General features: G+C 74.6%; 24 protein-coding genes. 12 read left to right on the top strand and 12 right to left on the bottom strand.

Going from position 1 to position 25,101, the window contains the following annotated elements:
- A partial coding sequence (locus ASG49_RS11255; RefSeq protein WP_235562032.1) for an NAD(P)H-binding protein occupies positions 1-682 on the bottom strand: 682 nt, incomplete at its 3' end.
- Between the two features lie 124 nt (positions 683-806).
- Here ASG49_RS11255 and ASG49_RS11250 point away from each other — a divergent pair.
- Entirely contained in the window at positions 807-1,241 is a 435-nt protein-coding gene (locus tag ASG49_RS11250) for a helix-turn-helix domain-containing protein (RefSeq protein ID WP_082534051.1), read from the top strand.
- On the opposite strand, the gene ASG49_RS11245 is transcribed toward ASG49_RS11250, so the two are convergent.
- Complete coding sequence (locus ASG49_RS11245; protein ID WP_056541776.1) at positions 1,213-1,434, bottom strand: DUF3107 domain-containing protein; 222 nt, start codon at positions 1,432-1,434, stop codon at positions 1,213-1,215. The two genes, ASG49_RS11250 and ASG49_RS11245, sit on opposite strands and share 29 nt — an antisense overlap.
- A gap of 92 nt (positions 1,435-1,526) precedes the next feature.
- Complete coding sequence (locus ASG49_RS11240) at positions 1,527-2,186, bottom strand: TetR/AcrR family transcriptional regulator (RefSeq protein ID WP_056542030.1); 660 nt, start codon at positions 2,184-2,186, stop codon at positions 1,527-1,529.
- Positions 2,187-2,381: 195 nt separating this feature from the next.
- Between ASG49_RS11240 and moeZ the strand changes: the two genes are divergently transcribed.
- The 4 genes from moeZ to ASG49_RS11220 all read left to right on the top strand — a co-directional run bounded on the left by moeZ (position 2,382) and on the right by ASG49_RS11220 (position 10,762).
- On the top strand, positions 2,382-3,584 hold the full coding sequence (gene moeZ / locus ASG49_RS11235; protein ID WP_056541772.1) for an adenylyltransferase/sulfurtransferase MoeZ: 1,203 nt from the start codon (positions 2,382-2,384) through the stop codon (positions 3,582-3,584).
- A gap of 260 nt (positions 3,585-3,844) precedes the next feature.
- The gene (locus ASG49_RS11230) at positions 3,845-4,168 is read left to right on the top strand and encodes an MGMT family protein (protein ID WP_056541769.1); all 324 of its coding nucleotides are present in this window, start codon (positions 3,845-3,847) and stop codon (positions 4,166-4,168) included.
- 37 nt (positions 4,169-4,205) lie between these two features.
- The gene (locus ASG49_RS11225; protein WP_082534049.1) at positions 4,206-7,538 is read left to right on the top strand and encodes an ATP-dependent DNA helicase; all 3,333 of its coding nucleotides are present in this window, start codon (positions 4,206-4,208) and stop codon (positions 7,536-7,538) included.
- Positions 7,535-10,762, top strand: coding sequence for an ATP-dependent DNA helicase (locus ASG49_RS11220; RefSeq protein ID WP_235562031.1), 3,228 nt, complete (start codon positions 7,535-7,537; stop codon positions 10,760-10,762). The genes ASG49_RS11225 and ASG49_RS11220 overlap by 4 nt, the downstream gene beginning before the upstream one ends.
- Here ASG49_RS11220 and deoD read toward each other — a convergent pair.
- A complete protein-coding gene (gene deoD / locus ASG49_RS11215) occupies positions 10,759-11,469 on the bottom strand; it encodes a purine-nucleoside phosphorylase (protein ID WP_056541765.1) in 711 nt (236 codons plus the stop codon). The two genes, ASG49_RS11220 and deoD, sit on opposite strands and share 4 nt — an antisense overlap.
- A 32-nt stretch (positions 11,470-11,501) precedes the next feature.
- Here deoD and ASG49_RS11210 point away from each other — a divergent pair, with 32 nt between their 5' ends.
- Positions 11,502-13,427 carry a M3 family metallopeptidase gene (locus ASG49_RS11210; protein WP_056541761.1) on the top strand — a complete coding sequence of 642 codons (1,926 nt, stop codon included), beginning with the start codon at positions 11,502-11,504 and terminating at the stop codon, positions 13,425-13,427.
- A complete protein-coding gene (gene nudC, locus ASG49_RS11205; RefSeq protein WP_056541758.1) occupies positions 13,424-14,344 on the top strand; it encodes an NAD(+) diphosphatase in 921 nt (306 codons plus the stop codon). Before ASG49_RS11210 ends, nudC begins: the two co-directional genes overlap by 4 nt.
- Positions 14,345-14,377: 33 nt before the next feature.
- Here the strand turns inward: nudC and ASG49_RS11200 are convergent, their stop codons facing one another.
- Positions 14,378-14,608, bottom strand: a complete 231-nt coding sequence (locus tag ASG49_RS11200; RefSeq protein ID WP_056542024.1) for a mycoredoxin — start codon at positions 14,606-14,608, stop codon at positions 14,378-14,380.
- A gap of 125 nt (positions 14,609-14,733) precedes the next feature.
- Here ASG49_RS11200 and ASG49_RS11195 point away from each other — a divergent pair, with 125 nt between their 5' ends.
- The 4 genes from ASG49_RS11195 to ASG49_RS19130 all read left to right on the top strand — a co-directional run bounded on the left by ASG49_RS11195 (position 14,734) and on the right by ASG49_RS19130 (position 18,175).
- On the top strand, positions 14,734-16,830 hold the full coding sequence (locus ASG49_RS11195; RefSeq protein ID WP_056541755.1) for an ATP-dependent DNA helicase UvrD2: 2,097 nt from the start codon (positions 14,734-14,736) through the stop codon (positions 16,828-16,830).
- A 500-nt stretch (positions 16,831-17,330) separates the two neighbouring features.
- Entirely contained in the window at positions 17,331-17,609 is a 279-nt protein-coding gene (locus ASG49_RS11185) for a WhiB family transcriptional regulator (RefSeq protein ID WP_056542022.1), read from the top strand.
- 77 nt (positions 17,610-17,686) lie between these two features.
- Positions 17,687-17,893 (top strand): hypothetical protein, encoded by a 207-nt coding sequence (locus tag ASG49_RS11180; RefSeq protein ID WP_056541749.1) that lies wholly within the window; start codon positions 17,687-17,689, stop codon positions 17,891-17,893.
- A gap of 120 nt (positions 17,894-18,013) precedes the next feature.
- Positions 18,014-18,175, top strand: a complete 162-nt coding sequence (locus ASG49_RS19130) for a hypothetical protein (RefSeq protein WP_200936293.1) — start codon at positions 18,014-18,016, stop codon at positions 18,173-18,175.
- Positions 18,176-18,193: 18 nt separating this feature from the next.
- On the opposite strand, the gene ASG49_RS11175 is transcribed toward ASG49_RS19130, so the two are convergent.
- The 3 genes from ASG49_RS11175 to ASG49_RS19125 all read right to left on the bottom strand — a co-directional run bounded on the left by ASG49_RS11175 (position 18,194) and on the right by ASG49_RS19125 (position 20,721).
- Positions 18,194-19,525: an AarF/ABC1/UbiB kinase family protein gene (locus ASG49_RS11175; protein ID WP_056541747.1), complete on the bottom strand. Its 1,332-nt coding sequence runs from the start codon at positions 19,523-19,525 to the stop codon at positions 18,194-18,196.
- 34 nt (positions 19,526-19,559) lie between these two features.
- The gene (locus tag ASG49_RS11170; RefSeq protein ID WP_056541744.1) at positions 19,560-20,420 is read right to left on the bottom strand and encodes a hypothetical protein; all 861 of its coding nucleotides are present in this window, start codon (positions 20,418-20,420) and stop codon (positions 19,560-19,562) included.
- A gap of 142 nt (positions 20,421-20,562) precedes the next feature.
- Positions 20,563-20,721, bottom strand: a complete 159-nt coding sequence (locus ASG49_RS19125) for a DUF5679 domain-containing protein (protein WP_011754982.1) — start codon at positions 20,719-20,721, stop codon at positions 20,563-20,565.
- Positions 20,722-20,847: 126 nt separating this feature from the next.
- On the opposite strand from ASG49_RS19125, the gene ASG49_RS11165 reads away from it, so the two are divergent.
- Complete coding sequence (locus tag ASG49_RS11165) at positions 20,848-21,657, top strand: enoyl-CoA hydratase/isomerase family protein (RefSeq protein ID WP_056541742.1); 810 nt, start codon at positions 20,848-20,850, stop codon at positions 21,655-21,657.
- A 44-nt stretch (positions 21,658-21,701) separates the two neighbouring features.
- Here the strand turns inward: ASG49_RS11165 and ASG49_RS11160 are convergent, their stop codons facing one another.
- The 4 genes from ASG49_RS11160 to kaiC are packed head-to-tail and all read right to left on the bottom strand — an operon-like array spanning position 21,702 to position 24,944.
- On the bottom strand, positions 21,702-22,094 hold the full coding sequence (locus ASG49_RS11160; protein WP_056541739.1) for a response regulator transcription factor: 393 nt from the start codon (positions 22,092-22,094) through the stop codon (positions 21,702-21,704).
- A complete protein-coding gene (locus tag ASG49_RS11155) occupies positions 22,091-22,882 on the bottom strand; it encodes a PAS domain-containing protein (RefSeq protein ID WP_056541736.1) in 792 nt (263 codons plus the stop codon). Before ASG49_RS11155 ends, ASG49_RS11160 begins: the two co-directional genes overlap by 4 nt.
- Positions 22,879-23,220, bottom strand: a complete 342-nt coding sequence (locus tag ASG49_RS11150; RefSeq protein WP_056541730.1) for a circadian clock KaiB family protein — start codon at positions 23,218-23,220, stop codon at positions 22,879-22,881. Before ASG49_RS11150 ends, ASG49_RS11155 begins: the two co-directional genes overlap by 4 nt.
- Positions 23,217-24,944 (bottom strand): circadian clock protein KaiC, encoded by a 1,728-nt coding sequence (gene kaiC / locus ASG49_RS11145; protein WP_056541727.1) that lies wholly within the window; start codon positions 24,942-24,944, stop codon positions 23,217-23,219. The genes ASG49_RS11150 and kaiC overlap by 4 nt, the downstream gene beginning before the upstream one ends.
- Positions 24,945-25,101: the final 157 nt, after the last annotated feature.

Below are 25,101 nucleotides of genomic sequence, written 5' to 3'. Positions count from 1 at the left end.
GCAGCGCGGCGACGTCGAGGTCGGTGTGGCTGATCTCCCGGCCGCTCGCCTCGCCGATCAGGGCGGCGAGCTCGCCCAGGGTGACGGCGGGCCCGCCGAGCTCGTAGGTCCGGCCGGCGTGGCCCTCGCCCACCAGCACGGCGGCGGCCGCCTCGGCGTACTCCCGGCGCAGGGCGAGGCTGACGCGCCCCTCGCCCGTGGCGCCGACGAGCCCGTGCTCGGCGTACGTCGGGAGCTGGTCGGTGTAGTTCTCGACGTACCACCCGTTGCGGAGCAGCACGTGGTCGACGTCGGCGGCGAGCAGGACCTCCTCGGTGGCGGCGTGCTCGGCGGCGAGCAGCAGCGAGGTGGTGCTCGCGCGCGGCGCCGAGGTGTAGGCCACCAGCGAGGCCCCGGCGGCGACGGCGGCCTGGATCACGGCCGTGTGCTGGGCGACGCGCTGGCCGAACTCGGTGCCGGAGACCAGCAGCACCCGCTCGGCGCCGGCGAGGGCCTGGTCGAGCGAGGCACGGTCGGCGTAGTCGGCGCGGCGCACGTCGACCCCGCGCGCGGCGAGGTCGTCGAGGACCTCGGGGCGTCGGGCCGTGGCCACGACGCGGGCCGGGTCGGTGCCGCGGGCGAGCAGGGACTCGACGACGAGCCGGCCGAGGTGGCCGGAGGCGCCGGTGACGACGATGGACATGGGGTTCCTCCCGGGTGGTGGGGCCGCGGGTGCGGCCCGGCACGAGCGCAACGGGAACAGCCCCGGGTCACTTCCCGTTGGAGAGCAGGCACCTTGAAGTGCTGTAGCCACCCCGAGGAGAGCCATGACCGCGACGTACGCCCCCGACCCCTACTCCGGGGCCTGCCCCAGCCGCCAGCTGCTGGACCGGATCGGCGACAAGTGGACGGTCCTCGTCCTCGGGGTGCTCGCGGCAGGGCCGCGGAGGTACGGCGAGATCGCCCGCGCCATCGAGGGGGTGAGCCAGAAGATGCTCACGCAGACGCTGCGCCACCTCGAGCGCGACGGGATGCTCGTCCGCACGGTGCACGCCACGGTGCCGGTGCGGGTCGACTACGAGCTGACGGACCTCGGCCGGTCGCTCAGCGGGCCGCTGGCCGTGCTGGAGGCCTGGGCCGTCGAGCACATCGGCGTGATCGAGCAGGCCCGGGCGGCGTACGACGCCCCCGCCGGTGACGGGGGCGCCGGGCCCGCGGGGTCTGCCGGCGACGTCAGGAGCGGAAGCCGACCGTCCCGGTGACGCTGGTGGAGATGTCGACGTAGGCGAGGGTGCTGCCGGGGACCACCACGCGGCGGCCCTTGGCGTCGGTCAGGGCCAGCACGCCGCCGTCGGCCAGGGCGGCCGAGACCGCCGCCTCGACGGCGTCGGCGTCGAGCGTGGTGTCGATCGTGATCTCGCGGGCGACGTTCTGGACGCCGATCTTGACCTCCATGCGGAGGGCCTCCTCGTGTAGTGCGGACGGTGCCGGGGTGGGTGGGGCCGAGCGTGTGCGGCCGGCCGGGCGTGCCGGGCGCGCGCGGTGGATCAGCGCTCGTCGGTGCGGGGGTAGCCGCCGATGCCGCGCCAGGCGAGGCCGGCCACCAGGCGGGCGGCGTCGCCCTGGGGGATGGTGCCGGTCTCCTGCAGCCAGAACCGTGCGCTGACCTGGCCCATTCCGACCAGGGACACGGCGAGCAGCTGGGACTGCTCGGCGGGCAGGCCGGTGTCGTCGCGGATGACGTGGGCGATCAGCTTGGCGCACTCGGTGGTGACGCGGTCCACGCGTGCCCGCACGGCGGGCTCGTTGGTGAGGTCGGACTCGAAGACCAGGCGGAACGCGCCCTCGGCGCCGGCGACGTACTGGTAGAACGCGTGCATCGTGGCGATGACGCGCTGCTTGTTGTCGTCGGTGGACTCCAGCGCGGCGGCGGCGGCGTTGATCATCTGGTCGCACGACTCGTCGAGCAGCGCGAGGTAGAGGTCGAGCTTGCCGGGGAAGTGCTGGTAGAGCACCGGCTTGGAGACGCCGGCACGCTCGGCGATGTCGTCCATCGCGGCGGCGTGGTAGCCCTGCGCGACGAAGACCTCGCGCGCGGCGGTGAGCAGCTGCGCGCGCCGGGCACGCCGGGGCAGTCGCACCCCGCGTCCGGTGGGTGCGGCACCCGGGAGGGTGCCTTCCCGCGGGTCGCGCCGAGACTCCTCGATCCTGCTCACCCGGCGAAGCCTACAAGCAGCCTCGCCCGTGACCGGGCAGCAGCCGCGGGGGGCGTCCGGATGGCGGGCACGGCCGGACCGGCGGGGCCCGCGAGGGACCATGGAGCGACGGCGCCGGCGGGAACAGCCACGCACGGTGCCGCGTTGTGCACCGCAGCATCCCCGCAAACCCGAGGAGAAGTCGTCGTGTCCCTTCCCGCGCTGGTCGAGCCGGCCACCGAGCTGACCATCGACGAGGTACGCCGCTACAGCCGCCACCTCATCATCCCCGACGTCGGCATGACCGGGCAGAAGCGCCTCAAGAACGCCAAGGTGCTCGTCATCGGTGCCGGCGGGCTCGGCAGCCCCGCGCTGCTCTACCTGGCCGCGGCCGGCGTCGGCACGCTCGGCATCGCGGAGTTCGACGAGGTCGACGAGTCCAACCTGCAGCGCCAGATCATCCACGGCCAGTCCGACATCGGAAAGTCCAAGGCGGTCTCGGCCAAGGAGTCGATCGCCGAGACCAACCCGCTGGTCGAGGTCGTCGTGCACGACGAGCGTCTCGACAACGACAACGTGCTGGAGATCTTCGCCCAGTACGACCTGATCGTCGACGGCACCGACAACTTCGCGACCCGCTACATGGTCAACGACGCGGCGTACTTCCTGAACAAGCCCTACGTCTGGGGCTCGATCTACCGCTTCGACGGTCAGGCCAGCGTGTTCTGGCCGACGCTCGAGGGTGCGGACGCCCCCTGCTACCGCTGCCTCTACCCCGAGCCCCCGCCGCCGGGCATGGTCCCGAGCTGCGCCGAGGGCGGCGTGCTGGGCGTGCTGTGCGCGAGCATCGGCTCGATCCAGGTCAACGAGGCCATCAAGCTGCTCGCCGGCATCGGCGACCCGGCCGTCGGCAAGCTGGTCATCTACGACGCCCTCGAGCTGGAGTGGCGCACGCTCAAGGTCCGCAAGGACCCCAACTGCCGGCTGTGCGGCCCCAACGCCGACGTCACCGAGCTCATCGACTACGAGTCCTTCTGCGGTGCGGTCTCCGACGAGGCCGCCGACGCCGCCGCCGGCTCGACGATCTCGGTCACGACGCTGGAGCACATGCTCAAGGAGCGCGAGGAGGGCAGCCGCGACTTCACCCTCGTCGACGTCCGCGAGCAGAACGAGTACGAGATCAACCGGATCCCCGGCTCGGTGCTCATCCCCAAGGGCGAGTTCCTCAACGGCAACGTCTTCGACCAGCTCGGTCAGGACAAGCCCGTGGTGCTGCACTGCAAGTCCGGCGTCCGCTCGGCCGAGGCGCTGGCCGTCCTCAAGGGCGCGGGCTACGACGACGCCGTCCACGTGGGTGGCGGCGTGGTCGCGTGGGTCAACCAGATCGACCCCTCGCAGCCGTCCTACTGACGCACCCGAGCGCCGACAGCACGAGCCGACGGCCCGCCCCCACCGGGGGCGGGCCGTCGTCGTGCGTGACCTTCTCGGCCCCGGTGCGTTGTGACCTGCATCACGCCCGGCACCCAGGCGTTCGACGCCGGGGCCGGTCCGCCCAGACCCCCGGCCCGCCCGAGGCGGGCACCGGGGAACAGCGGGGGCGACGACGCGCACAGGGGGCGTGGCGTCGCCCTCGTGCCGCGTCCGAGCACCGTGCGCGGGAGGATCGGCGCGTGGATCCCGAGGACTACGTCGAGCGCGTGCTGTCGGTGGTCGAGCACGTCCCGCGCGGTCGCGTCACGACGTACGGCGCGATCGCCGAGCACCTCGCCGACCCGCGGCGGCGCGGCCCCCGCTCGGTGGGCCGGGTGATGTCGCAGCAGGGCGGCGGGGTGCCCTGGTGGCGCGTCGTGCGGGCCGACGGGTCGCTGCCTCCCTCGCACGGCGACGAGGCGCGGGCGGCGTACCTCGAGGAGGGCACGGCGCTGCGTCCCAGCGGGCGCGTCGACATGCCGCGGGCCTTCTGGCACCCGGCCGACGGGACGCCGGGGCCCTGAGCGGCCCGTTGTCGGTGGCGGGTGTTTGGGTGTCCTGGTGAGACCCGAGGCCCGCTCCCCGCGCTCCCCGCGCTACCGCCTCGCCCTCCCGGCCGCCGCGTCGACCGCCCCGCCGCCGCTCGACGCCGCGCAGCGCTCGGTGGTCGACCACGCCGGGGGGCCGCTGCTCGTGCTCGCCGGTCCGGGCACCGGCAAGACCACGACCCTCGTCGAGGCGATCGTCGACCGCGTCGAGCGCGGCGGGGCCGACCCGTCCTCGGTGCTGGCGCTGACCTTCAGCCGCAAGGCCGTCGAGCAGCTGCGCGACCGCGTGACCGCCCGGCTGGGCCGGACCACCGCCACCACGATGTGCTCGACCTTCCACTCCTTCGCCTACGGCCTGATCCGCCGCTACTCCCCGCCCGAGCTCTATGCCGGCCCGCTGCGCCTGCTCAGCGCCCCCGAGCAGGACGTCGTGCTGCGCGAGCTGCTGCTGGAGACGCCCGAGTCGGTGCGCTGGCCCGAGTCGCTGCGCCGGGCCGCCGGGACGCGCGGGTTCGCCCACGAGGTGGCCGCGGTCCTGGGCCGCGCCCGGGAGAAGGGCCTCGACGGCGACGAGCTCGCCGACCTCGGCCGCCGGCACGACCTGCCCGAGCTGGTCGCGGCGGGCCACTTCCTCGAGCAGTACCTCACGATCCTCGACGACCTCGGCGCCACCGACTACGCCGACCTGATCCGCCGGGCCACCCTCGAGGCCCAGGTGCACCAGACCGAGCTGCGCCAGCAGCTCCGGCACGTCTTCGTCGACGAGTACCAGGACACCGACCCCGGCCAGGTGGCGCTGCTGCGCGCCCTCGCGGGCGACGGCCGCGACCTGACGGTGGTGGGCGACCCGCACCAGTCCATCTACGGCTTCCGTGGCGCCGACGTGCGGGGCATCCTCGACTTCCCGCACGCCTTCCCGCGTGCCGACGGCCGGCCCGCCGACGTGGTCGCCCTGGGCACCACCCGCCGGTTCGGGCCGCGCGTGCTGGCCGCGACCCAGCGGGTGGCCCACCGGCTGCCGCTCCCCGGCGGGCTGCCCGAGCAGGCGCGCGAGGCGTTCCTGCACCCGGTGGCCCAGGCGCCCGTCGCCGGTCGGGTCGAGGTGATGACCTTCGACACCGAGCGCGCCGAGAGCGAGCACCTCGCCGACCTGCTCCGTCGGGCCCACCTCGAGGGCGGCGTGCCCTGGCACGAGATGGCCGTGCTGGTCCGCTCGGGCCGCGGCTCCATCCCCGGGCTGCGTCGGTCCCTGGGCGCGGCCGGCGTGCCCGTCGAGGTCGCGGGCGACGACGTGCCGCTGGTGCGCGACCCCTCGGTGCGCCCCCTGCTCGACGCGCTCCGGGCGGTGCTCCACCTCGACGTGGACGACCCGGACGACCTCGGCCACCTCGACGCCGGGCGCGTGGAGGCGCTGCTGACCGGCCCGCTCGGCGGCCTCGACGCGAGCGACGTGCGCCGCCTGGCGCGGGCGCTGCGCGGCCGCGAGAAGCTGGCGCTGGAGGACCGGGTGGAGGCCGACCTCGCCCACGAGCTCGCCGGGGAGCCCGTGGCGCAGCCCGCCCCCGCCGACGCGGCACGTCCCCGCACCTCGCGCGAGCTGCTGCGGCTGGCGCTGCTCCGGCCCGGGTTCCTCGACGGGCTGCCCGAGGGGCCCGAGGTGCTGCGGACCCGGGCGCTGCACCAGCTGCTGCGCCGCGCCCAGGACCACCTCGTGGCCGGGGCCTCCGCCGAGGAGCTGCTGTGGGAGCTGTGGTCGGGCACCAGCTGGCCCGGCCGGCTGCGCCGCGCGGTCGAGGGCGGCGGTGCGGCGGCGCGCCGCGCCCACCGCGACCTCGACTCGGTCGTGGCGCTCTTCGCCGCCGCCGCACGGGCCGAGGAGCAGCGCGACCACCACGGCGTGGAGTCGTTCGTGGCCACGCTGGTCGCCCAGCAGCTGCCCGCCGACACCCTCGCCGAGCAGGGCGTGCGGGGCTCGGCGGTGCGGCTGCTGACCGCCCACCGCTCCAAGGGCCTGGAGTGGCGCGTGGTGGTGGTCGCCCACGTCCAGGCCGAGGGCTGGCCCGACCTGCGCCGCCGCACCACGCTGCTGCAGGCCGACCGGATCGGGGCGGGCGAGCTGGTCCCGCCGCTGACCGGCCGGGAGCTGCTCGTGGAGGAGCGCCGGCTGTTCTACGTCGCCTGCACCCGCGCCCGCGAGCGGCTGGTCGTCACGGCCGTGGCCTCGCCCGAGGACGACGGCGAGCAGCCCAGCCGGTTCCTCGAGGAGCTGGGGCTCGAGCCCCGGCGGGTGACGGGCCGGCCGCCGCGGCCGCTGTCGATGGCCGGGCTCGTGGGCGAGCTGCGCCGCACCGTCACCGACCCCGCGACCAGCCCGGCGCTGCGTGCCGCGGCCGCCACCCGGCTCGCCCGGCTGTCCCGCGAGACCACCGGCAGCGGCCGGCCGCTGGTGCCGACCGCCGACCCCGCCACCTGGTGGGGCACCCGCGCGGCCAGCCGCTCCGAGCAGCCGGTGCGCGACCCCGAGCGACCGGTGCCGGTCTCCGCGAGCGTGCTCGACGCGATGGCGGTCTGCCCGACCCAGTGGTTCCTGCAGCGCGAGGCCGGCGGCACCGACCGGGTGCACCAGTCGGCCAACCTCGGTCAGCTGCTGCACGCGCTGGCCGACCGGGTCGCCACCGGTGAGCTGCCCGCCGACCCCGAGGCCGTCGAGGAGCTGATGTCCCACGTCGAGGCGGTGTGGGACCGGCTGGAGTTCCGCACCCCGTGGTCGCGGCAGCGCGAGCACGCCCGGGTGCGCGCCGCGCTGGGCCGGTTCCTGCAGTGGCACCGCCACAACCCCCGGCGCCTGCTCGGCACCGAGACGCACTTCGCGACCGACGTGGTGCTCGACGACGGCGAGCGCGTCCGCATCTCCGGCTACGCCGACCGGGTCGAGGTCGACGCCGACGGCCACGTCGTCGTGGTCGACCTCAAGACCGGCCGCACCGTGCCCAGCAAGGTGGCCGTCGAGCGCCACCGCCAGCTCGGCCTCTACCAGTACGCCGTGGACCACGGCGCCGTCGACGAGCTGCTCGCCGGCCACGAGCTGCCCGTCCCGGGGCGGGCCGGTGGCGCCGAGCTGGTGCAGCTGGGCCGGCTCGACGAGTCCACCGACGCGGTGGTGCAGCAGCAGCCGGTGCAGCCCGAGGGCGGGGCCGAGCGCGACGTGCTGCGCGAGGAGCTGGGTCGTGCCGCGGGCCACCTGCGGTCCGAGGTCTTCCCGGCCACGCCGGGGCCGCACTGCCTCGACTGCTCGTTCGTGCCGGTGTGCCCGGCCCGGAGCGCCGGGTCGGTGGTGCAGCAGTGAGGCAGATCGACAGCCCGGCCGACCTGCGCGAGGTGATGCGGGCCGACTACGAGGTCAGCGCCCAGCAGTGGCAGGCGATCTCGGCGCCGCTCGCCCCGGCCGTGGTCATCGCCGGGGCCGGGTCGGGCAAGACCACGCTGATGGCGGCGCGGGTGGTCTACCTCGTCGTGACCGGCCAGGTGCGTCCCGACGAGGTGCTGGGCCTGACGTTCACCACCAAGGCGGCCAGCGAGCTGCGCTCGCGCATCCGTGACGCGCTCGTGGTGGCCGGGGTGCTCGGGCCCGACGTACGCCCTGCCGCGCTCGCGCCGGGGGAGGACCCCGAGGACGCGCTCGAGCCGACCGTGGTGACCTACAACGCCTACGCCGCCTCGCTGCTGGCCGACCACGGGCTGCGCATCGGCCACGAGCCGGACACGCGCGTCATCACCGACGCGTCGCGCTTCCAGCTGGGCGCGCGCGCGGTGGAGCGCTACACCGGCGACGTCCAGGTGCTGTCGGACCACCCGCCGACGGTGATCCAGAACCTCCTCGCGCTCGACGGGGCGATGACCGAGCACCTCGTCGCCCCGGCCCAGGTGCTCGCGCTCGACGCCGAGGCCCGGGCGGGGTTCGTGCGTGCGCACGAGGAGGAGGTCGCGGGGAAGAACCGCAAGACCTACCTCGAGCCGCTGGCCAAGGCGGTCTCGGCCATCGACCGCCGCGCCGACCTGATGGGGCTGGTGCTCTCCTACCGTCGCCTCAAGGCCGACCTCGGGCTGATGGACTTCGCCGACCAGATCGCGCTGGGCGCCCGGCTGGCCCAGGAGCAGCCCGAGGTCGGGGCGCTGGAGCGGTCGCGCTTCCGGGTCGTGATGCTCGACGAGTACCAGGACACCTCGGTGGCCCAGGCGCAGATGCTGGCCCGGCTGTTCTCCGGCCCGACGCCCGCCGCCGGGCTGGGGCATGCCGTCACCGCGGTGGGCGACCCCAACCAGGCGATCTACGGCTGGCGGGGTGCGTCGGTGTCCAACATCCTCGGCTTCGGGGCCACCTTCCCGGCCGTCGACGGGCCGGTGCCGGTGCTGCCGCTGACGGTCAACCGGCGCTCGGACCGCCGCATCCTCGAGGTCGCCAACACCCTCGCCGAGCCGCTGTACGCCGCCCTGCCCGACGTCGCGCCGCTGGTCCCCGCCGGCGACCGCGAGGGCCGTGTGACCACCCAGGTCTTCGAGACGGCCGACGCCGAGCTGGCCTGGCTGCTCGAGGAGGTGCGGGCCACCCACGACCCCGACGGGGCGTCCGGCACCCGGGTCGACTGGTCCGACATCGGCGTCCTGACCCGGGACAACACCACCGCCGAGGCGGTCTTCGACGCGCTGACCGCGGGAGGGGTGCCCGTCGAGATCGTCGGGCTGTCGGGGCTGCTCCGGCTGCCCGAGGTGGCCGAGGTCGTGGCCGTGCTGACGCTGCTGCACGACGTCACCGCCAACCCGGCGCTGCTGACCCTGCTCACCGGCCCCCGGTGGGCCGTGGGACCGCGCGACCTGCGGCTCCTGGGGGAGCGGGCGACCGAGATCGCCGGCCGGCGGGGCCGCGCCGACGGGCCGGTCTCGATCGCCCGCGAGCTGACCGAGATCGCCGACGGCATCGACCCTGCCGAGGCGGCGGCGCTGTCCGACGCGCTCGCCGACCCCGGCGACGCGGCGTACTCGCCCGAGGCGCTGGAGCGCTTCGGCCTGCTGGCCGGCGAGCTGCGGGGGCTGCGCGCGGCCGTGGGCGAGCCGATCCTCGACGTGGTGCGCCGCATCGTCGACACCACGGGGGTCGACGTCGAGCTCGCGTCCGCGGTGAGCCCGGCCGCGGCCGCGCGCCGCGACAACCTCGACCTGTTCCTCAAGGCGGTGGCGGAGTTCCAGGCCGTCGACGGCGACGTCACCCTGCCCGCCCTGCTGGCCTACCTCACGGCCGAGGACGACCAGGGCAACGGCCTCGACGTGGCCACCCCGACCGAGGCCGACTCGGTCAAGCTGCTCACCGTGCACCGCTCCAAGGGGCTGGAGTGGCACTCGGTGTTCGTGGTGGGCGTGTGCGAGACGCGGTTCCCCTCCAACCGCTCGCGGACGCTGTGGACCTCCTCGCCGGCGGTGCTGCCCGCCCCGCTGCGCGGCGACGCGGCCGACCAGCCGCAGCTGCACGGCCACGACAAGGCGGCGCTCGACGCCTACCGCGCGGCCACGCGGGCCCACGACGCCGAGGAGGAGCTGCGCCTGGGCTACGTCGCCCTCACCCGGGCCGCGAGGCGGCTCTCGGTCACCTCCCACCTGTGGGGCACCCGCGCGACGCCGTACGGTCCCTCGTCCTACCAGCAGCGGCTGCGCGAGCAGGTCGAGGCCTGGGGCGAGGAGGTGACCTGGCTCGACAAGCCGGAGAAGGGCGCACCCAACCCCTACGACGACGTCGACCGGTCCTCGCCGTGGCCGCTGAGCGGCCTCGGCCGCGAGGCCACGCTGCGGCTGGCTGCCGCCGAGGTGGTGCGGGCCAGCGACCCCGACGGGGACGACCGCGACCTCGACATGGTCGAGACCGCCCGGGTGGGCGACTGGGACGCCGAGATCGACCGGCTGCTCACCGAGGCCCGGGCCGACCGCGCCGAGGTGGTCGACGTGCCCCTGCCCAGCAGCCTCTCCGCGACGGCCGTGGTGCGGCTGCGCGAGGACCCCGAGTCGTTCGCCCGCGACCTGGCCCGGCCGATGCCGCGTCGCCCGTCGCCCGCGGCCCGCTTCGGCACCCGCTTCCACGCCTGGGTCGAGGCCCGCTTCGGGCAGCAGTCGCTGCTGGACCCCGACGACCTCCCGGGCCGCGGCGACCTCGGCATCGACGACGAGGACGACCTGCGCGAGCTGGTGGTCCGGTTCGAGGCCGGCCCCTTCGCCGACCGCGTGCCCCACGCCGTCGAGGCGGCGTTCTCGCTCGTCCTGGGCGGCCAGGTGGTGCGCGGCCGCATCGACGCGGTGTACGCCGAGCCCGGTGGCCGCTGGCTGGTCGTGGACTGGAAGACCAGCAGCCACCAGGACGAGGACCCGCTGCAGCTCGCGCTCTACCGCCTGGCGTGGGCCGACCTGGTCGGCGCGCGGCTGGAGGACGTGGACGCCGCGTTCCACTACGTGCGCTCGGGCGAGACGGCGCGTCCCCCCGACCTGCCCGACCGGGCCGCGCTCGAGGCGCTGGTGCGTCCGGGCTAGCCGCCCAACGCCGCCTCCAGCGCGACCTCGACCATGGCGCCGAAGGTCTCCTCGCGCTCCTGGGACGTGGTCGCCTCGCCGGTGACGACGTGGTCGCTGACGGTGCAGATCGCCAGCGCCCGGCGGCCCTTCGCGGCGGCGAGGGTGTAGAGCGCGCTGGCCTCCATCTCGACGGCCAGGACGCCGTGCTCGACCAGCGGGGCGGTCAGCTCGGGGCGGGGGTTGTAGAACGTGTCGCCCGACAGGATCAGCCCGACGTGGGCGGTGACGTCGTCGCGGGCCTGCGCCGCGTCGTACGCCGCCCGCAGCAGGCCGAAGTCGGCGACCGGGGCGTAGTCGAGGCCGTGGAAGCGCAGCCGGTTCATCGAGGAGTCGGTGCAGGCGCCCGAGGCGATCACGAGGTCGCGGATCGCGACCCGCTCGGTGAGCGCGCCGCACGAGCCGACCCGCACCACGGTCTGCACGTCGTAGTCGTCGAGGAGCTCGTTGACGTAGATCGACATCGAGGGCTGGCCCATCCCCGAGCCCTGCACCGAGACCGGCTGCCCGCGCCAGGTGCCGGTGTAGCCGAGCATCCCGCGCACCTCGCTGTGGCACTCCGCGTCGTCGAGGAAGGTCCGCGCGATCCAGCGCGAGCGAAGCGGGTCGCCGGGCAGCAGGACGGTCGGGGCGATCTGGCCGGGCTCGGCGCCGATGTGGGTGCTCATGCGGGACAACCTAGGTCGTACGCTCGGCCGACATGGACCTCCAGCCCCTCGCGCTCCCCGCCACCGACGGCGACTGGCTGCCGTGGACCGACGCCCGGGTCGAGCAGGGCGTCGCCGCGGCCGAGGCGGGCCTGGCCGACCTCCGGGCCGCAGCACCCGGTGACCCGGTCGCGCTGACCCGCTGGAACGACGTCGAGATCGCGCTGTCGCAGGTGCTGTCGCTGGTCTCGCTGCTGGGCGCGGTCCACCCCGACGGGGCCGTCCGCGAGGCGGCCGAGGCGCACGACCTCGCGACCCGGCGCCTGGCCACCGACGTCTACCTCGACGCCGAGGTGCACGCCCGCCTCGCCGCGCTCGACGCCAAGGCGCTCGACCCGCCGGCGCAGCGGGTCCTGGCCGACGCGCTGCGGGCGTTCCGGCGTGCCGGGGTCGACCGCGACGACGCCACCCGCGCACGGGTGCGCGAGCTCGACCGCCGGGCCCAGGAGCTGGGCCAGGCCTTCTCCCGCGCGATCCGCGACGACCGCCGCACCACGCGGGTGCCGGCGGCCTCGCTCGCCGGACTCCCCGAGGACTGGTTGGCCGCGCACCCCTCCGACGCCGACGGCACGGTCGAGGTCAGCACCGACTACCCCGACACGCTGCCGGTCCTCACCCACGCCCGCGACGCCGAGGCGCGACGGGCGGTGGCGCGCACCATGCACGACGTCGCCTGGCCCGAGAACGACGCGGTGCTGGCCGAGCTGCTGACGACCCGGCGGGAGCGGGCCACGCTGCTGGGCCACGCCGACTGGCCGTCGTACGACGCGGAGCTGAAGATGATCGGCGAGGGCGACCGGATCCCGGAGTTCGTCGACCGCGTCGCCGAGGCCGCCGACGGCCCCGGACGCCGCGACCTGGCAGACCTGCTGGAGGTGGCCCGTGCCGCGGGCGAGGACGTCGTCGACTTCTCCTCCTGGCGCCACCACCTGGAGACGCTGCGCCGCGAGCGGTTCGACGTCGACACCCAGGAGGTGCGCCGCTACCTCGACGCCGGCAAGGTCCGCGCCGGTCTGCTCGAGGTGACCGGGCGGCTGTTCGGGCTGCGCTACGAGCCGGTCGACGCGCCCACCTGGCACCCCGAGGTCACCAGCCACGACGTCCACCTCGAGGACGGCACCCTGCTCGGCCGGGTCCACCTCGACCTCCACCCGCGGCCGCACAAGTACCACCACGCCGCCCAGTTCAGCCTGGTCCCCGGCGTCCGTGACCGGCTGCTGCCCGAGGGCGTGCTGGTCTGCAACTTCTCGCGCGGCCTGATGGAGCTCGACCACGTGGTCACGCTGTTCCACGAGTTCGGCCACCTGCTCCACCACGTGCTGGCCGGCCGCCACGACTGGGTGCGCTTCTCCGGGGTGGCCACCGAGTGGGACTTCGTCGAGGCGCCCTCGCAGCTGCTCGAGGAGTGGGCCTGGGACGCCGGCGTGCTGGCGAGCTTCGCCACCGACGAGCACGGCACGCCCATCCCCGCCGAGCTGGTCGGCCGGATGCGGGCGGCGCAGGAGCTCGGCACCGCCTTCCTGGCCCGCACCCAGACGGCGTACGCCGCGGTCTCCTACGCCTTCCACCAGGAGTGCCCGCCCGACCTGACCGCCCGGCTGCGCGAGCTGATGGCGCGCTACAGCCTCGTCGAGCTGGTGCCCGACACCCACTTCCACACCGGGTTCGGCCACCTCGAGGGCTACACCTCGGCGTACTACACCTACCTGTGGAGCAAGGTCATCGCCAAGGACCTGTTCTCCGCCTTCGACGCGGACGACCTGTTCGCGCCCGAGGTGGCCCGTCGCTACCGCGACACCGTGCTCGCCGCGGGTGGGTCCCGCGACGCCGCCGACCTGGTCGAGGACTTCCTCGGCCGTCCCTACGACGACCGGGCGTTCAGCGCCTGGCTCGACCACCGAGGCGAGGAACACCCGTGAACCGCACCCTGCCCCACGTCGCGCTCTCGCAGCACGCTCACGACCGCCACGGCGAGCTGCGCCGCGACGAGGCCTGGCTCGACGAGCGCTGGCGCGACCCGGCGACCCGGGTCCTGGTCATCTCGGGCGCGCGGCTGCGCCCGGTCGACGGCGAGGTCGCGTGGGTGTCTTCCGCCGACGCCCCGGCCGGTGGCCTGCGGCTGCTGCTGGGCGAGCGCGACGGCGTGGAGCACTTCGCGCTGCTCGTCGACCCCACCGAGGCACCGGGGGAGCGCGAGGAGTGGGTGCCGCTGCGCTCGGTCGTGATGGGACTGGTCGACGACACCATCGCGGACGGTCCGCTGGTGATGCACGCCATCGGGATGGCCGAGTGGCACGCGGCGACGACCTTCTGCCCGCGCTGCGGCGACCGGCTCGAGCCGCGGCAGGCCGGTCACGTGCTGCACTCGCCGCGCTGCGGGCGCGACCAGTTCCCGCGCTCGGACCCGGCCGTGATCATGCTGGTGACCGACGGCGAGCCCGGGTCGCCCGAGGAGCGGGCGCTGCTGGGTCGCAGCCCCGCCTGGCCGGCGGGTCGCTACTCCACCCTCGCGGGCTTCGTGGAGCCCGGCGAGACCATGGAGGACGCCGTACGCCGCGAGGTCGCCGAGGAGACCGGCGTCCAGGTGGGCGAGGTGGCCTACTTCGGCAGCCAGCCGTGGCCGATGCCGGCGAGCCTGATGGTGGGGTTCACCGGGCGGGCGCTGAGCACCCGCGTCGACGTCGACGGCGCCGAGATCGAGGCCGCCGGGTGGTTCACCCGCGACGACCTGCGGACCCAGTCGGAGGCCGGCACCCTGGTGCTGCCCAGCGGCGTCTCGATCTCGCGCTCGCTCATCGAGGACTGGTACGGCGGCCCGCTCACCGGCCAGTGGTGAGGCCGGCGGCGGGCGGACCCGCGGGCCCGGGGGTCACGCCAGCGCGGCGATCTTCTCCTTGACCTGCTTCAGCGAGGGGTTGGTCTGGGCCGACCCGTCGCTGTAGACCAGCGTCGGCACGGTCTGGTTGCCGCGGTTGACCTGCATCACGATCTCGGCCGAGGCGGGGTCCTGCTCGATGTCGACCACGTCGTAGGCGATCCCCTCGCGGTCGAGCTGGCTGCGCAGCCGGTGGCAGTAGCCGCACCAGGGGGTGCTGTACATCGTGAAGGCGGCGCCCCCACGGGTGCTCGGGGTGGTGGGGCCGGACTGGTGGTCGGTCACGGGCTGTCCTCTCTCGCATCTAGGCTCTGACCCCTGGCCAACGCACCGCAGAGGGAGTTCATTTCGTGCCGTCGTCCGATGACCTGCTGGCGGCGCTCGACCCCGAGCAGCGCGAGGTCGCCAGCGCCCTGCGCGGACCGGTGCGGGTGCTCGCGGGCGCCGGCACCGGCAAGACCCGCGCGATCACCCACCGGATCGCCTACGGCGTCGCGACGGGCGTCTACAACCCCACCGAGGTCCTCGCCGTCACCTTCACCACGCGGGCGGCGGGCGAGATGCGGGCGCGGCTGCGCACGATGGGGGCGGGCCTGACCCAGGCGCGCACCTTCCACTCCGCGGCGCTGCGCCAGGTGCGGTGGTTCTGGCCCAAGGTCTACGGCGGCGAGCCCCCGCAGCTGATGGAGTCCAAGATCCCGGTGCTGGCGGCGGCGGCCCGGCGCAACCGGGTCGAGACCTCCCAGGCGCTGCTGCGCGACCTGGCTAGCGAGGTGGAGTGGGCCAAGGTCAGCAACGTGCGCCCCGACGACTACGAGCGGCTCGCGGTCCCCCGGGGGCGCGAGGTCACCGGCGCCGACGCGGCCACCGTGGCGCGGGTCTTCGCCACCTACGAGGAGGCCAAGCGCGAGCAGGGCCGGATGGACATGGAGGACGTGCTGCTGTGCGCGGCGGCGCTGCTGAGCGACGACGAGCGCGTGGCCGCCGAGGTGCGCCGCCAGTACCGGTGGTTCGTGGTCGACGAGTTCCAGGACGTCAGCCCGATCCAGAGCGCGCTGCTCGACCTGTGGCTCGGGGGTCGCGACGAGCTCTGCGTCGTCGGTGACCCGGCGCAGACGATCTACTCCTTCGCCGGGGCGCAGCCGGCCTTCCTGTCCGAGTTCACCACCAAGTTCCCCGGCTCGACGAGCGTCGAGCTGGTCCGCAACTACCGCTCCACGCCGCAGGTGATCGCGGCCGCCAACGGGGTGCTCGCCGGTGGCACCACCCGGAGCGTCACGCTGCGCTCGCAGTCGTCGGGCGGCCCGGAGGTGACCTGGCGCGAGGCGTCCGACGAGGTCGCCGAGGCCGAGGCGGTCGCGACCCGGGTGGCCGCGCTGCGCGACCGCGGGGTGCCGCTGCGCGAGATGGCGGTGCTGTTCCGCATCAACGCCCAGTCCGAGGCCTTCGAGGAGGCGCTGACCGCGCACGGCCTGCCCTACGTGCTGCGGGGGGCGGCCCGGTTCTTCGAGCGGCAGGAGGTGCGCCAGGCGGTGGCGCTGCTGCGCGGCGACGTGCGCGCGGCCGAGCGGGCCGCGGACGCGGGCGAGCTGACCGCCCCGGCCGGCGACCTGCTCGAGCAGGTCACCGGCGTGCTGGGCGGCATGGGCTGGTCGACCCGGGCGCCGGCGGCCCGCGGCCAGGCCCGCGACCGGTGGGAGTCGCTGCAGGCGCTGCACTCCCAGGCCGAGGCCTTCGTCGCCGGGGCAGGCGAGGAGCGGCCTGCGACGCTGGGCGGGTTCGTGGCCGACCTCGACCGCCGCGCCCACGAGCAGCACGCCCCCGTCGCCGAGGGCGTCACGCTCGCCACGATCCACGCCGCCAAGGGCCTGGAGTGGGACGCCGTCTTCCTCGTCGGCATGCAGGACGGCTCGATGCCGATCATCCACGCCGACGCCCCGGCCGGGGTCGAGGAGGAGCGCCGGCTCCTCTACGTCGGCGTCACCCGCGCCCGCACGCACCTGTGGCTCTCCTGGTCGCTGGCCCGCAACCCCGGTGGGCAGGCCCGGCGCAAGCCCTCGCGGTTCCTCGACGGGCTGCGGCCCACGTCGGCCACCGACCGCGACGCGGGTCCGGCGGTCGGCCGGCCGGCCCGGCGTACCTCCCGCAGGGCCGCGACCTGCCAGCAGTGCCAGCGACCGCTGGCGACCTCCCGCGAGCGCAACCGGGGCTACTGCGCCGACTGTCCGGTGCCCTACGACGAGGAGCTCTTCGAGACCCTGCGCAGCTGGCGCAAGCAGCAGGCCGACGCCCAGAGCGTGCCCGCCTTCGTGGTCCTCTCCGACGCCACGTTGGAGGCGTTGGCCGAGGTCAGGCCGACCACGCACGCCGGGCTGCAGGGCATCAACGGCATCGGCCGCGCCAAGCTCGAGAAGTACGCCGAGGAGCTGCTCGCGCTGCTGGCCTGAGCCGGCTCCTGGCCGCTCCAGGCCGCTGCTGGCCGACCGTGGTGGACGAGTCGTCGTTAAATACGTTGCGCCCCCGCGCGGGGGGCTACTACCGTGCTGTGCACCACGTCACCGGGCCCGGCCGACCGCCGCTGCCCCCCAGCCACCGAAGGAGGTGCGAGATGAAGAACTGGTACACCCCCACGACCGCTCTGCGTCACGGTCCCGTCTCGCCCGTCCTGCTGGGTTGCGAGGGAGAGGTCCGTCCGCAGGCGGATCGTCGCCGTGTCGACACCCCTGTCCAGGACGTGACCGCTCCGGTCCTCGCCATGGGCGGCTTCGACGCCCCGGGTCTCCGCACCTCCGGTCCACCGACCACCTGAGCTCAGCTCAGACGTCGGCAGCCTCGAGGCCGCGGAACCCCCACCGGGATTCCGCGGCCTTCGTGCTTCCCGGGCACGAGGAGCAGGTCGCGGAGCCACACGCTTCGACCCGACGTCGTTCACGAGGAGGTGACCGAGATGAACACCAGTGCTGTCGACCGACCACGGGCCCACGAGGTGGGGCTGCCCTGCCACAGCAGGGACCCCGAGCTCTACTTCGCCGAGTCCCCGGCCGACGTGGAGCTGGCCAAGGAGCTGTGCCGGGCCTGCCCGGTGCGCGCCACCTGCCTCGCCGGGGCTCTGGAGCGCCGCGAGCCCTGGGGGGTGTGGGGCGGCGAGCTCTTCGCCCAGGGGCAGGTGATCCCGCGCAAGCGACCCCGCGGGCGTCCCCGCAAGGACGCCGTCGTGGCCGCCTGACCCCCGTCCCCCAGGAGCACCCGTGACCGACTCCCCGAACCACCCGACCAGCACCACCACCAGCAAGGAGCACGTCGATGAGCCTCATCACGACCGACCTCGTCCTCGAGCGGCAGCAGGAGCGCCGCGCCGAGGCCGAGGAGGGACGCCTGGCCGGCCGGGCCGCAGCCGCGGCGCGGCTGCAGCGCCGGGCCTCCCGCCTGGCCCACCGGGCCGAGCGGGCTGCCGTCCGGGCCGAGCGCGTCGCAGCGCGGGCCCGGGTCGCCGCCGCCCGCATCATCTGATGCCACCCGCCCACCACGACAGCACCACCGAGGGCCACGAGCCCCGGGGAGGACGCCCTCCCCGGGGCTCGTTGCCGTTCCGACGCGGACTGCCGGGCGGGCGGGTCTAGCGTGGGCGCCATGGTGACGTGCGCGTCCTGTGGTCGGACGGTGGAGGGGGAGGGGCCGCCGCTGTCGTGGACCAGCGCGGTCGAGCGGGGCCAGCAGCGGTGGTTCTGCGACACCTGCTCGCGCGAGCACCTCCGCTCGATGGAGGCCAAGCTCGACTCGGAGTGGTGGTAGCCCCCTCCGAGGGGTGGCTCAGCCCGCGAAGCCGGGGACCGTCTCCTCTAGCACGCGCCGGAACGGCACCCGCGCCTCGAGCTGGCTGAGCACGCCGATGCCGCCGGCGAAGGCCCGGTGGATGAGCATGTACGACGGGGGCAGGTTGAGCCGCAGCATCGTGCTGTAGGCGTCGCTGCGGGGGTCCTGCACCCGCTGGAACTGCTCCTGCATCCACGCCCGGGAGAAGTGGAAGGTCTCCACGCTGGCCGGCTCCAGGAACGGGCCGAGGTAGGCCTTGAGCGCCTCGGGGTCGAGCCGGATCCTGTCGCGGACGAAGCCCTCGGAGCGCAGCGCCTCGACGAGCTGGTCGTAGTCCTCCATGAGCGCGATCCGGATCAGCGCCCCCATCGAGGCGGGCAGCTCCCGCTCGGGCAGCCGTGCGACGGCGCCGTAGTCGAGCACGCCGAGCCGGTCGGGACCGCCCGCGGCGTCGGGCACCTGCCGGAAGTTGCCGGGGTGCGGGTCGGCGTGGAGCATGCCGGTGCGGCCGGGGGCCTCGAACATGAAGCGCAGGAACAGCAGACCGAGGTGGTCGCGCTCCTCCTGGGTGCCCTCGCGGATGACGCGGGCCAGCGAGCCCTGGCTGTCCATCCACTCGGTCACGAGCACGGTGCCGGCGTCGGCCACGACGTCGGGCACCACGAAGGCCTCGTCGTCGGCGAACGCGGCCGCGAAGCCGCGCTGGGCCTCCGCCTCGAGCTGGTAGTCGAGCTCCTCGACGGCACGCGCCTGCACCTCGGTGATCAGCGCCTTGACGTCGAGGCCGGGCACGAGCGGGCCGAGGCCGCGGGCGACGCGCGAGAGCTGGCGCAGGTCGGAGGTCAGCGCCTCGGCGGAGCCGGGGTACTGCACCTTGACGGCGACCTCGCGGCCGTCGGACCAGCGGCCCCGGTGCACCTGGCCGATCGACGCCGCGGCCGCGGGCATCGGGTCGAGCTCGACGAGCCGCTGCTTCCAGTCGGGTCCCAGCTCGCGGGTGAGGATCTCGCGGACCGTCACGGTCGGCATCGGGGGAGCGGAGTCCTGGAGCTTGGTGAGCTGCTCGCGGTAGGGGCCGGCGAGCTCGTCGGGCAGCGCCGCCTCGAAGACCGAGAGCGCCTGCCCGAACTTCATGGCCCCGCCCTTGAGCTCGCCCAGCGTGCGGAACAGCTGCTCGGCGGTGCGCTGCTGGACCTCGGAGAGCACGGTCTCGGCGGAGGCGCCGCCCATGCGGCGTCCGAAGCCGAGGGCGGTGCGGCCGGCGTACCCCAGGGGGAGGGCCGCCAGGCGCGCCGTACGACGCACCGCCCGCCGCGGGATCTCGCTCACAGCGGCGCCTGCGCGTGGGTGCTCCGGCCGGACCTCATGTCCCCATCGTGCCCCACGCGTGGTCGTCGGGGGCCCAGTTGCAGCCGCAGCGCGGGTGGCGCGACCACTCCCGGAGGGCGGGCTCTTCGGCGGTGCCGGTCCAGCGGCGCGTGCGGGACCAGCCGGGCGGCTCCTCGCCCCGGACGTAGGCCGCCACCTCGCGCACCGCGGCGGCCGTCGCGAGCGCGACCAGGGCGGGGTCGGCGAGGTCGGGGACACCGTCGGTGCGCGGCCGGGACCCGGCCTCGACGTAGCGGGTGGTCACGGCGTGGTGGTCGGGGTCGGCCACCGCACGGTGGGCGTCGACGCAGCGCAGGCAGCAGGTCAGCCCGGGGGCGACGAACGGGCCGAGCAGGGCGTCGCCGTCGACGAGCCGCAGCAGCAGGTGGGGCGTGCCGACGCGCACGAGCGGGTCCAGCCGGTCGCGGTCGCACTCGCCGCGGGTGCGGACCAGCACGACGTCGGCCTCCTCGGTCCACGGGGTGAGCGTCAGCCCCGTCGCCTCGAGCAGCCGGGTCGGGTCGAGCGGGTCGTCCGGGTCGCCCGCGAGGTCGTCGAGCACGGCGACGACCGGCACCGGCGGGTCGTCGGTCAGCAGCCGCAGGCAGCCGCGGTCGAGGAGGGCGTGGACCACCCGACGGGCGGTCGGTGACCCGGGCAGCGGCAGGTCGGACCGCAGGGCGTCCAGCACCTCGGCGGTGGTCCGGTCACGCGGCAGCAGCACCCGTCGCTCGGGCTCGAGACCGACCTGCAGCAGGTCGGGGCCGCGGCGCACGACACGCAGGCCCGGGGCGAGCCGCGGCCGGACGCCGGCGGCGTACGGGTCGGGGGGCGGGGCGGGCGGTGGCAACGACACGCCGTGACCGTAGGGCGGTCGGCGCGCCTCGTGCTGCGGTCGTCCACAGGCCGGTGGCGGGGCCGGGACGCAGCAGGACGGCGGGCCCGTGAGGGTCCCGCCGTCCTGGGTGCGCGCCCCGCGGGGCGGCGTACGGCTCGGGTCAGGCCTTGCCGAGGATGCGGTTGAGGTTGGTGCCGCAGACGGGGCAGACGGCCTTGGCCATCCGGGTGCCCTTGTCGTTCACCTTCACCTCGCCCTCCGCCTCGCGCTTCTCCTTGCACTTCACGCAGTAGAACTCGCCGCTCCAGGTCTCGGCCATGAGGGACTCCTTGCATCGTGTGACCAGCTCGTGGCGGCGGTGCTCGCAGCGCCGCCGGGGTCCGGTGGCCCGGGCCTCGCTCGACCCTAGTCCACCGCCGCCCCGCCGAGCGGTAACCTCCGCCGCATGCCAGACACGGACAGCCTCGACCTGACCCACCTGCGACTCGAGCGCCCCTCCGAGGGCGTGGTCCGCCTGGTGCTGGACAACCCCGACCAGCGCAACGCCATGTCGGCGCCGATGACGGACTCGTGGACCAGCGCGGTCGCGCAGGTCAGGGAGGACCCCACGGTGCGGGTCGTCGTGGTGACCGGGGAGGGGTCGGCCTTCTGCTCCGGCGGCGACACCAGCTGGATCGCCAGCGAGCCCGACGCGGGCGTCGACCGGCTGCGCACCCGGATGATGGCCTTCTACCGCGCGTGGCTCTCGATCCGCTCGCTCGAGGTGCCGACGATCGCGGCCGTCAACGGCGCCGCCATCGGGGCGGGCCTGTGCCTCGCGCTCGCCTGCGACCTGCGGTACGCCGCCGCGGGCGCCAAGCTCGGCGCCCCGTTCGTCAAGCTCGGCATGAACCCCGGCATGGCGGCCACCTTCCTGCTGCCCGACGTCGTCGGCCGCGCCGTGGCCCGCGACCTGCTGCTGACGGGTCGCATCGTGACGGCCGAGGAGGGCCTCGACCTCGGGCTGGTCTCGCGGGTGCTCCCCCGCGAGGAGCTCGCGGCGCAGGTCGACGAGATCGCGGCCGGGATCGCTGCCACCGCCCCCATCGCCAGCCGCTACACCACGCTGGCGCTGCGCGGCGAGGGTCACCCCGACCTCGAGTCCTGCCTGCAGTGGGAGGCGCTCGCGCAGCCGGTCACGCTGGCCACGGCCGACCTCCAGGAGGGCATCCGCGCCGCCCGCGAGAAGCGTCCGGCGGAGTTCCGCGGGGTCTAGGCCCCGGCCGTCCCCCGGACCGTCCCCCTGGCCGGATCCGGTGGTCAGGCGCCGCGCGGACTGCCCTCGAGGATCTTCTCCAGGCGGGGGATCAGGCTCTTGACCAGGTCGGACTTCTCCAGGTAGCCGTGCGCCCCGGCGTCGAGCGCGCCCCGGCCCGCGGTCTCGAAGGGGTAGCCCGAGAGCATCACGACGGTGGCGTCGGGCGCGGCCTCCCGGATCAGCGGGAGCGCCTCCATGCCGTCCATCACCGGCATCGCGATGTCGAGCAGCACGAGGTCGGGCTGGCTGGCGCGGGCCTCGTCGACGGCCTCGCGACCCTCCGTCGCGGTGGCCACCACGCGCCACCCCTGGGGGTGCCGGCGGATCACCATGCTGATGAGGTCTCGCAGGTCGTCGGAGTCGTCGACGACCATCACGTTGAGTCCGGTGGTCATGGGTTCTCCGAGCCGCTCCGAGCCGGCCCGGTGCGGACGGCGGTTCCCGGCTCCACCGACTCACCTCCGGCCAGCTCTCCGATCCAGTGGCGGGCGTGGCTGGAGGTCCGGGCCACGATGCTGCGGGCGAAGTCGGTCTGGCCCAGGTCGAGCGCCATCTCGGCGGCGACGAGGCCCTGCACGATGGTGTCGTTGACCTCGGCGGCCACGAGGGTCCGCTCGGCGCGGGCGGAGTCGGCGGCGACCTGCTGCTCGACCAGCTTCTGCATGGTGAGGTCGGTGAAGACCAGGCAGCGCACCAGCACGCCGTCGACGTCGAGGTCGGTCGCCGCCACCAGGCAGGGCAGCTCGCCCTGGGCGGTGGGCAGCGTCAGCTCGGCACGCCGGGTCGGCTGCTCGGTGGAGGTGAGCAGCGAGGCCAGCACGGGCAGCTGGTCGACCGAGACGTAGTCGGCGACGTCGCGCCCGGCCATGCCGTCGCGGTCGACCCCGAGGAACGAGGCGACCTGCGGGTTGGCGTAGAGCACGACGCCGTGCTCGGAGACCGTCATCGCGCCCTCGCCCATGTTCTCCACGATGACGCGGTAGGGCCGGTCGGCGCTGGTGAGCGTGTAGACCTGCTCGTCGTGCCCCTCGCCGAGCACGACGGCGTCGATGCCGCTGCCGCCCCCGATGGCGTTGAGGGTGCGCTGGAGCATCGCGACCTGCTCCTGCAGCTGGGCGAGGGCGACGCTGTCGTCGTCGTCCCGGGGCCAGCGCAGCTCCCCGCCGTCGGGCGTCGAGCTCACGTGCCACCGCCCTCGGGGGCGCGCAGCTGCAGGCCCACCAGGACCTTGTCGGTGTCGGACAGGTCGCCGATGATCTTGCGGATCGGGTCGGGCAGCTTGCGCACCAGCGTGGGCACGGCGACGATCTCGTCGCCGCGCGCCAGCGCGGGGTTGACCAGCAGGTCGATGACCTCCACGCGGTAGCGGCCGGCCAGGTGCTCGTCGCAGACGCGACGCAGGTTCTCCACCGCCCGCACGGAGCGCGGCGACTGCCCGGCCACGTAGAGCCGCAGGTCGTAGAGCTCGCGTCCCTCCCCGGTGGCGGCCTCGGTGTTGTCGTCCTCCCAGGTCTCCGTCACGACCCCGCTCCTGACCGGACGTCCTGGACGTCCTGGGCTCCTCGTCGCTGTGCCATCGACGTTCGTGCCTCCTCGTCCACCTCGTGCGCGGCTGCCTGCTCCGCGACCAACCTCTCGAACTCTTCCCGGTCGGAGTCCAGCTCCGCGCGCAGGGAGGCGATCTGGGCCTCCAGCGCGGCCGAGCGCTGGTCCAGCGACCGGCGACGGCGGACCCGCTCGTCCTCGCGCGCGGCGGCCTGGGCCTGCTCGCGCACCGACTGCTCCACCCGGGCGGAGCCCGTCAGGACGCCCTCCGGCCCGACGTACACCTCGACGAGCCGGGGGCCCTGGTCGGTGAGGACGAACTCGCGCACCTGGTTGGAGTGGGACGTGCCGCGGCTCTTGATCACGAACATCAGCCGATTGCGCTCGCCGTTGGTCTCGTGGTTGCGCAGCAGCAGCCAGCTGTCGACGAGGGAGGAGACCTCGACCTCGCTGCTCTCGGCCTCGGTGGTGCGCGTCAGCGTGGTCATCACCGACGTCACCCCGCGGCTCTTGAGCAGGTCGAGGTCGCGGGCGAGGACCTGCGAGGCGTCGTGGCGGGCGCCGCTGCGGCCCAGGCTGACCACAGCGTCGAGCACCACCAGTCGCGGCTGGTGCTCGTCGACCAGGCGGTGCAGCTGGGCCAGGTGCTCCTCCAGCCCGAAGGCGGTGGCGCGCACCGAGTGCAGGTGCAGCAGGCCGGTCTCGGTCCAGTGCTGCAGGTCGACGCCGATCGAGCGCATGTTGCGGGCCAGCTGAGCGGGCGACTCCTCGAAGGAGACGAACAGCACGGACTCGCCTCGGGCGCAGGAGGCGGCCGCCATGGTGGCGCCGATGCTGGTCTTGCCGGTGCCGGCGGAACCGCTGATCATCATCGCCGAGCCGCGGTAGATGCCGCCGCTGAGCATCTCGTCGAGCTCGGGGATCCCGGTGGTGATCCGCTCGTCCGACGCCTCGTAGGTCAGCCCCATGGAGGTGATGGGGACCGCGACGATGCCGGTGGCGGTGATCAGGAAGGGGTACTCGTTGGTGCCGTGCAGCGAGCCGCGGTACTTGGTGACGCGCATCCGTCGGGTCGACAGGCCGTCCTCGACGCGGTGGTCCAGCACCACGACGCAGTCGGAGACGAACTCCTCGATCCCGATGCGGGTCAGCTGGTCCTCGCCGCCCCCGCGCTCGCCGGTGATGACGACGGTGAGGTCGCGCTCCTTGAGCCAGCGGAAGAGCCGGTTGAGCTCGCTGCGGACCACGGCCACGTTGGGCAGCGCTGCGAAGAGGACCTCGATGGTGTCGAGCACGACGCGTCGGGCACCGACCGAGGCCACCGCCAGCTCGAGGCGGATGAACAGCCCCTCGAGGTCGAACTGGCCGGCCTCGATGAAGTCGGCCGGGTCGAGGCGGAAGGAGTCGATCGCGATCTTGCCCTCGGCCTCCAGCGCGGGGAGGTCGAAGCCCAGGGAGGCGACGTTGGTGGCGATGTCGGCGGCGGCCTCCTCGAAGGCCAGCAGCACGCCGGGCTCGTCGAACTCGGTGGCGCCGCGCACCAGGAACTCCAGGCCGAAGAGCGTCTTGCCCGCACCCGCCGAGCCGGCGACCAGGGTCGGACGACCGCGGGGGAGACCCCCGTTGGTGATCTCGTCGAACCCGGTGATGCCGGTCGGCGCCTTGCGCAGACCGGTCACACCACTCCCGGACGTGGTCACGTGTCACTTCCTTCACTGATTGCGCGACGAGACTCCACGCGGCAGTCTCCCTTGTCGGCGGACGCGCCGTGGGCGTTTGCGCCAGAAGTCGCACGCCGGGGAGGACGTCGACGGGGCCCTCGCCAGATCGTCCGCGCTTGCCTTCCCCTTGCGAACG

This window comes from Marmoricola sp. Leaf446, assembly GCF_001424755.1.
Taxonomy (GTDB): domain Bacteria; phylum Actinomycetota; class Actinomycetes; order Propionibacteriales; family Nocardioidaceae; genus Marmoricola.
Note: the sequence above shows the minus strand (reverse complement) of the source record. Positions and strands in the feature narration are given on the sequence as shown.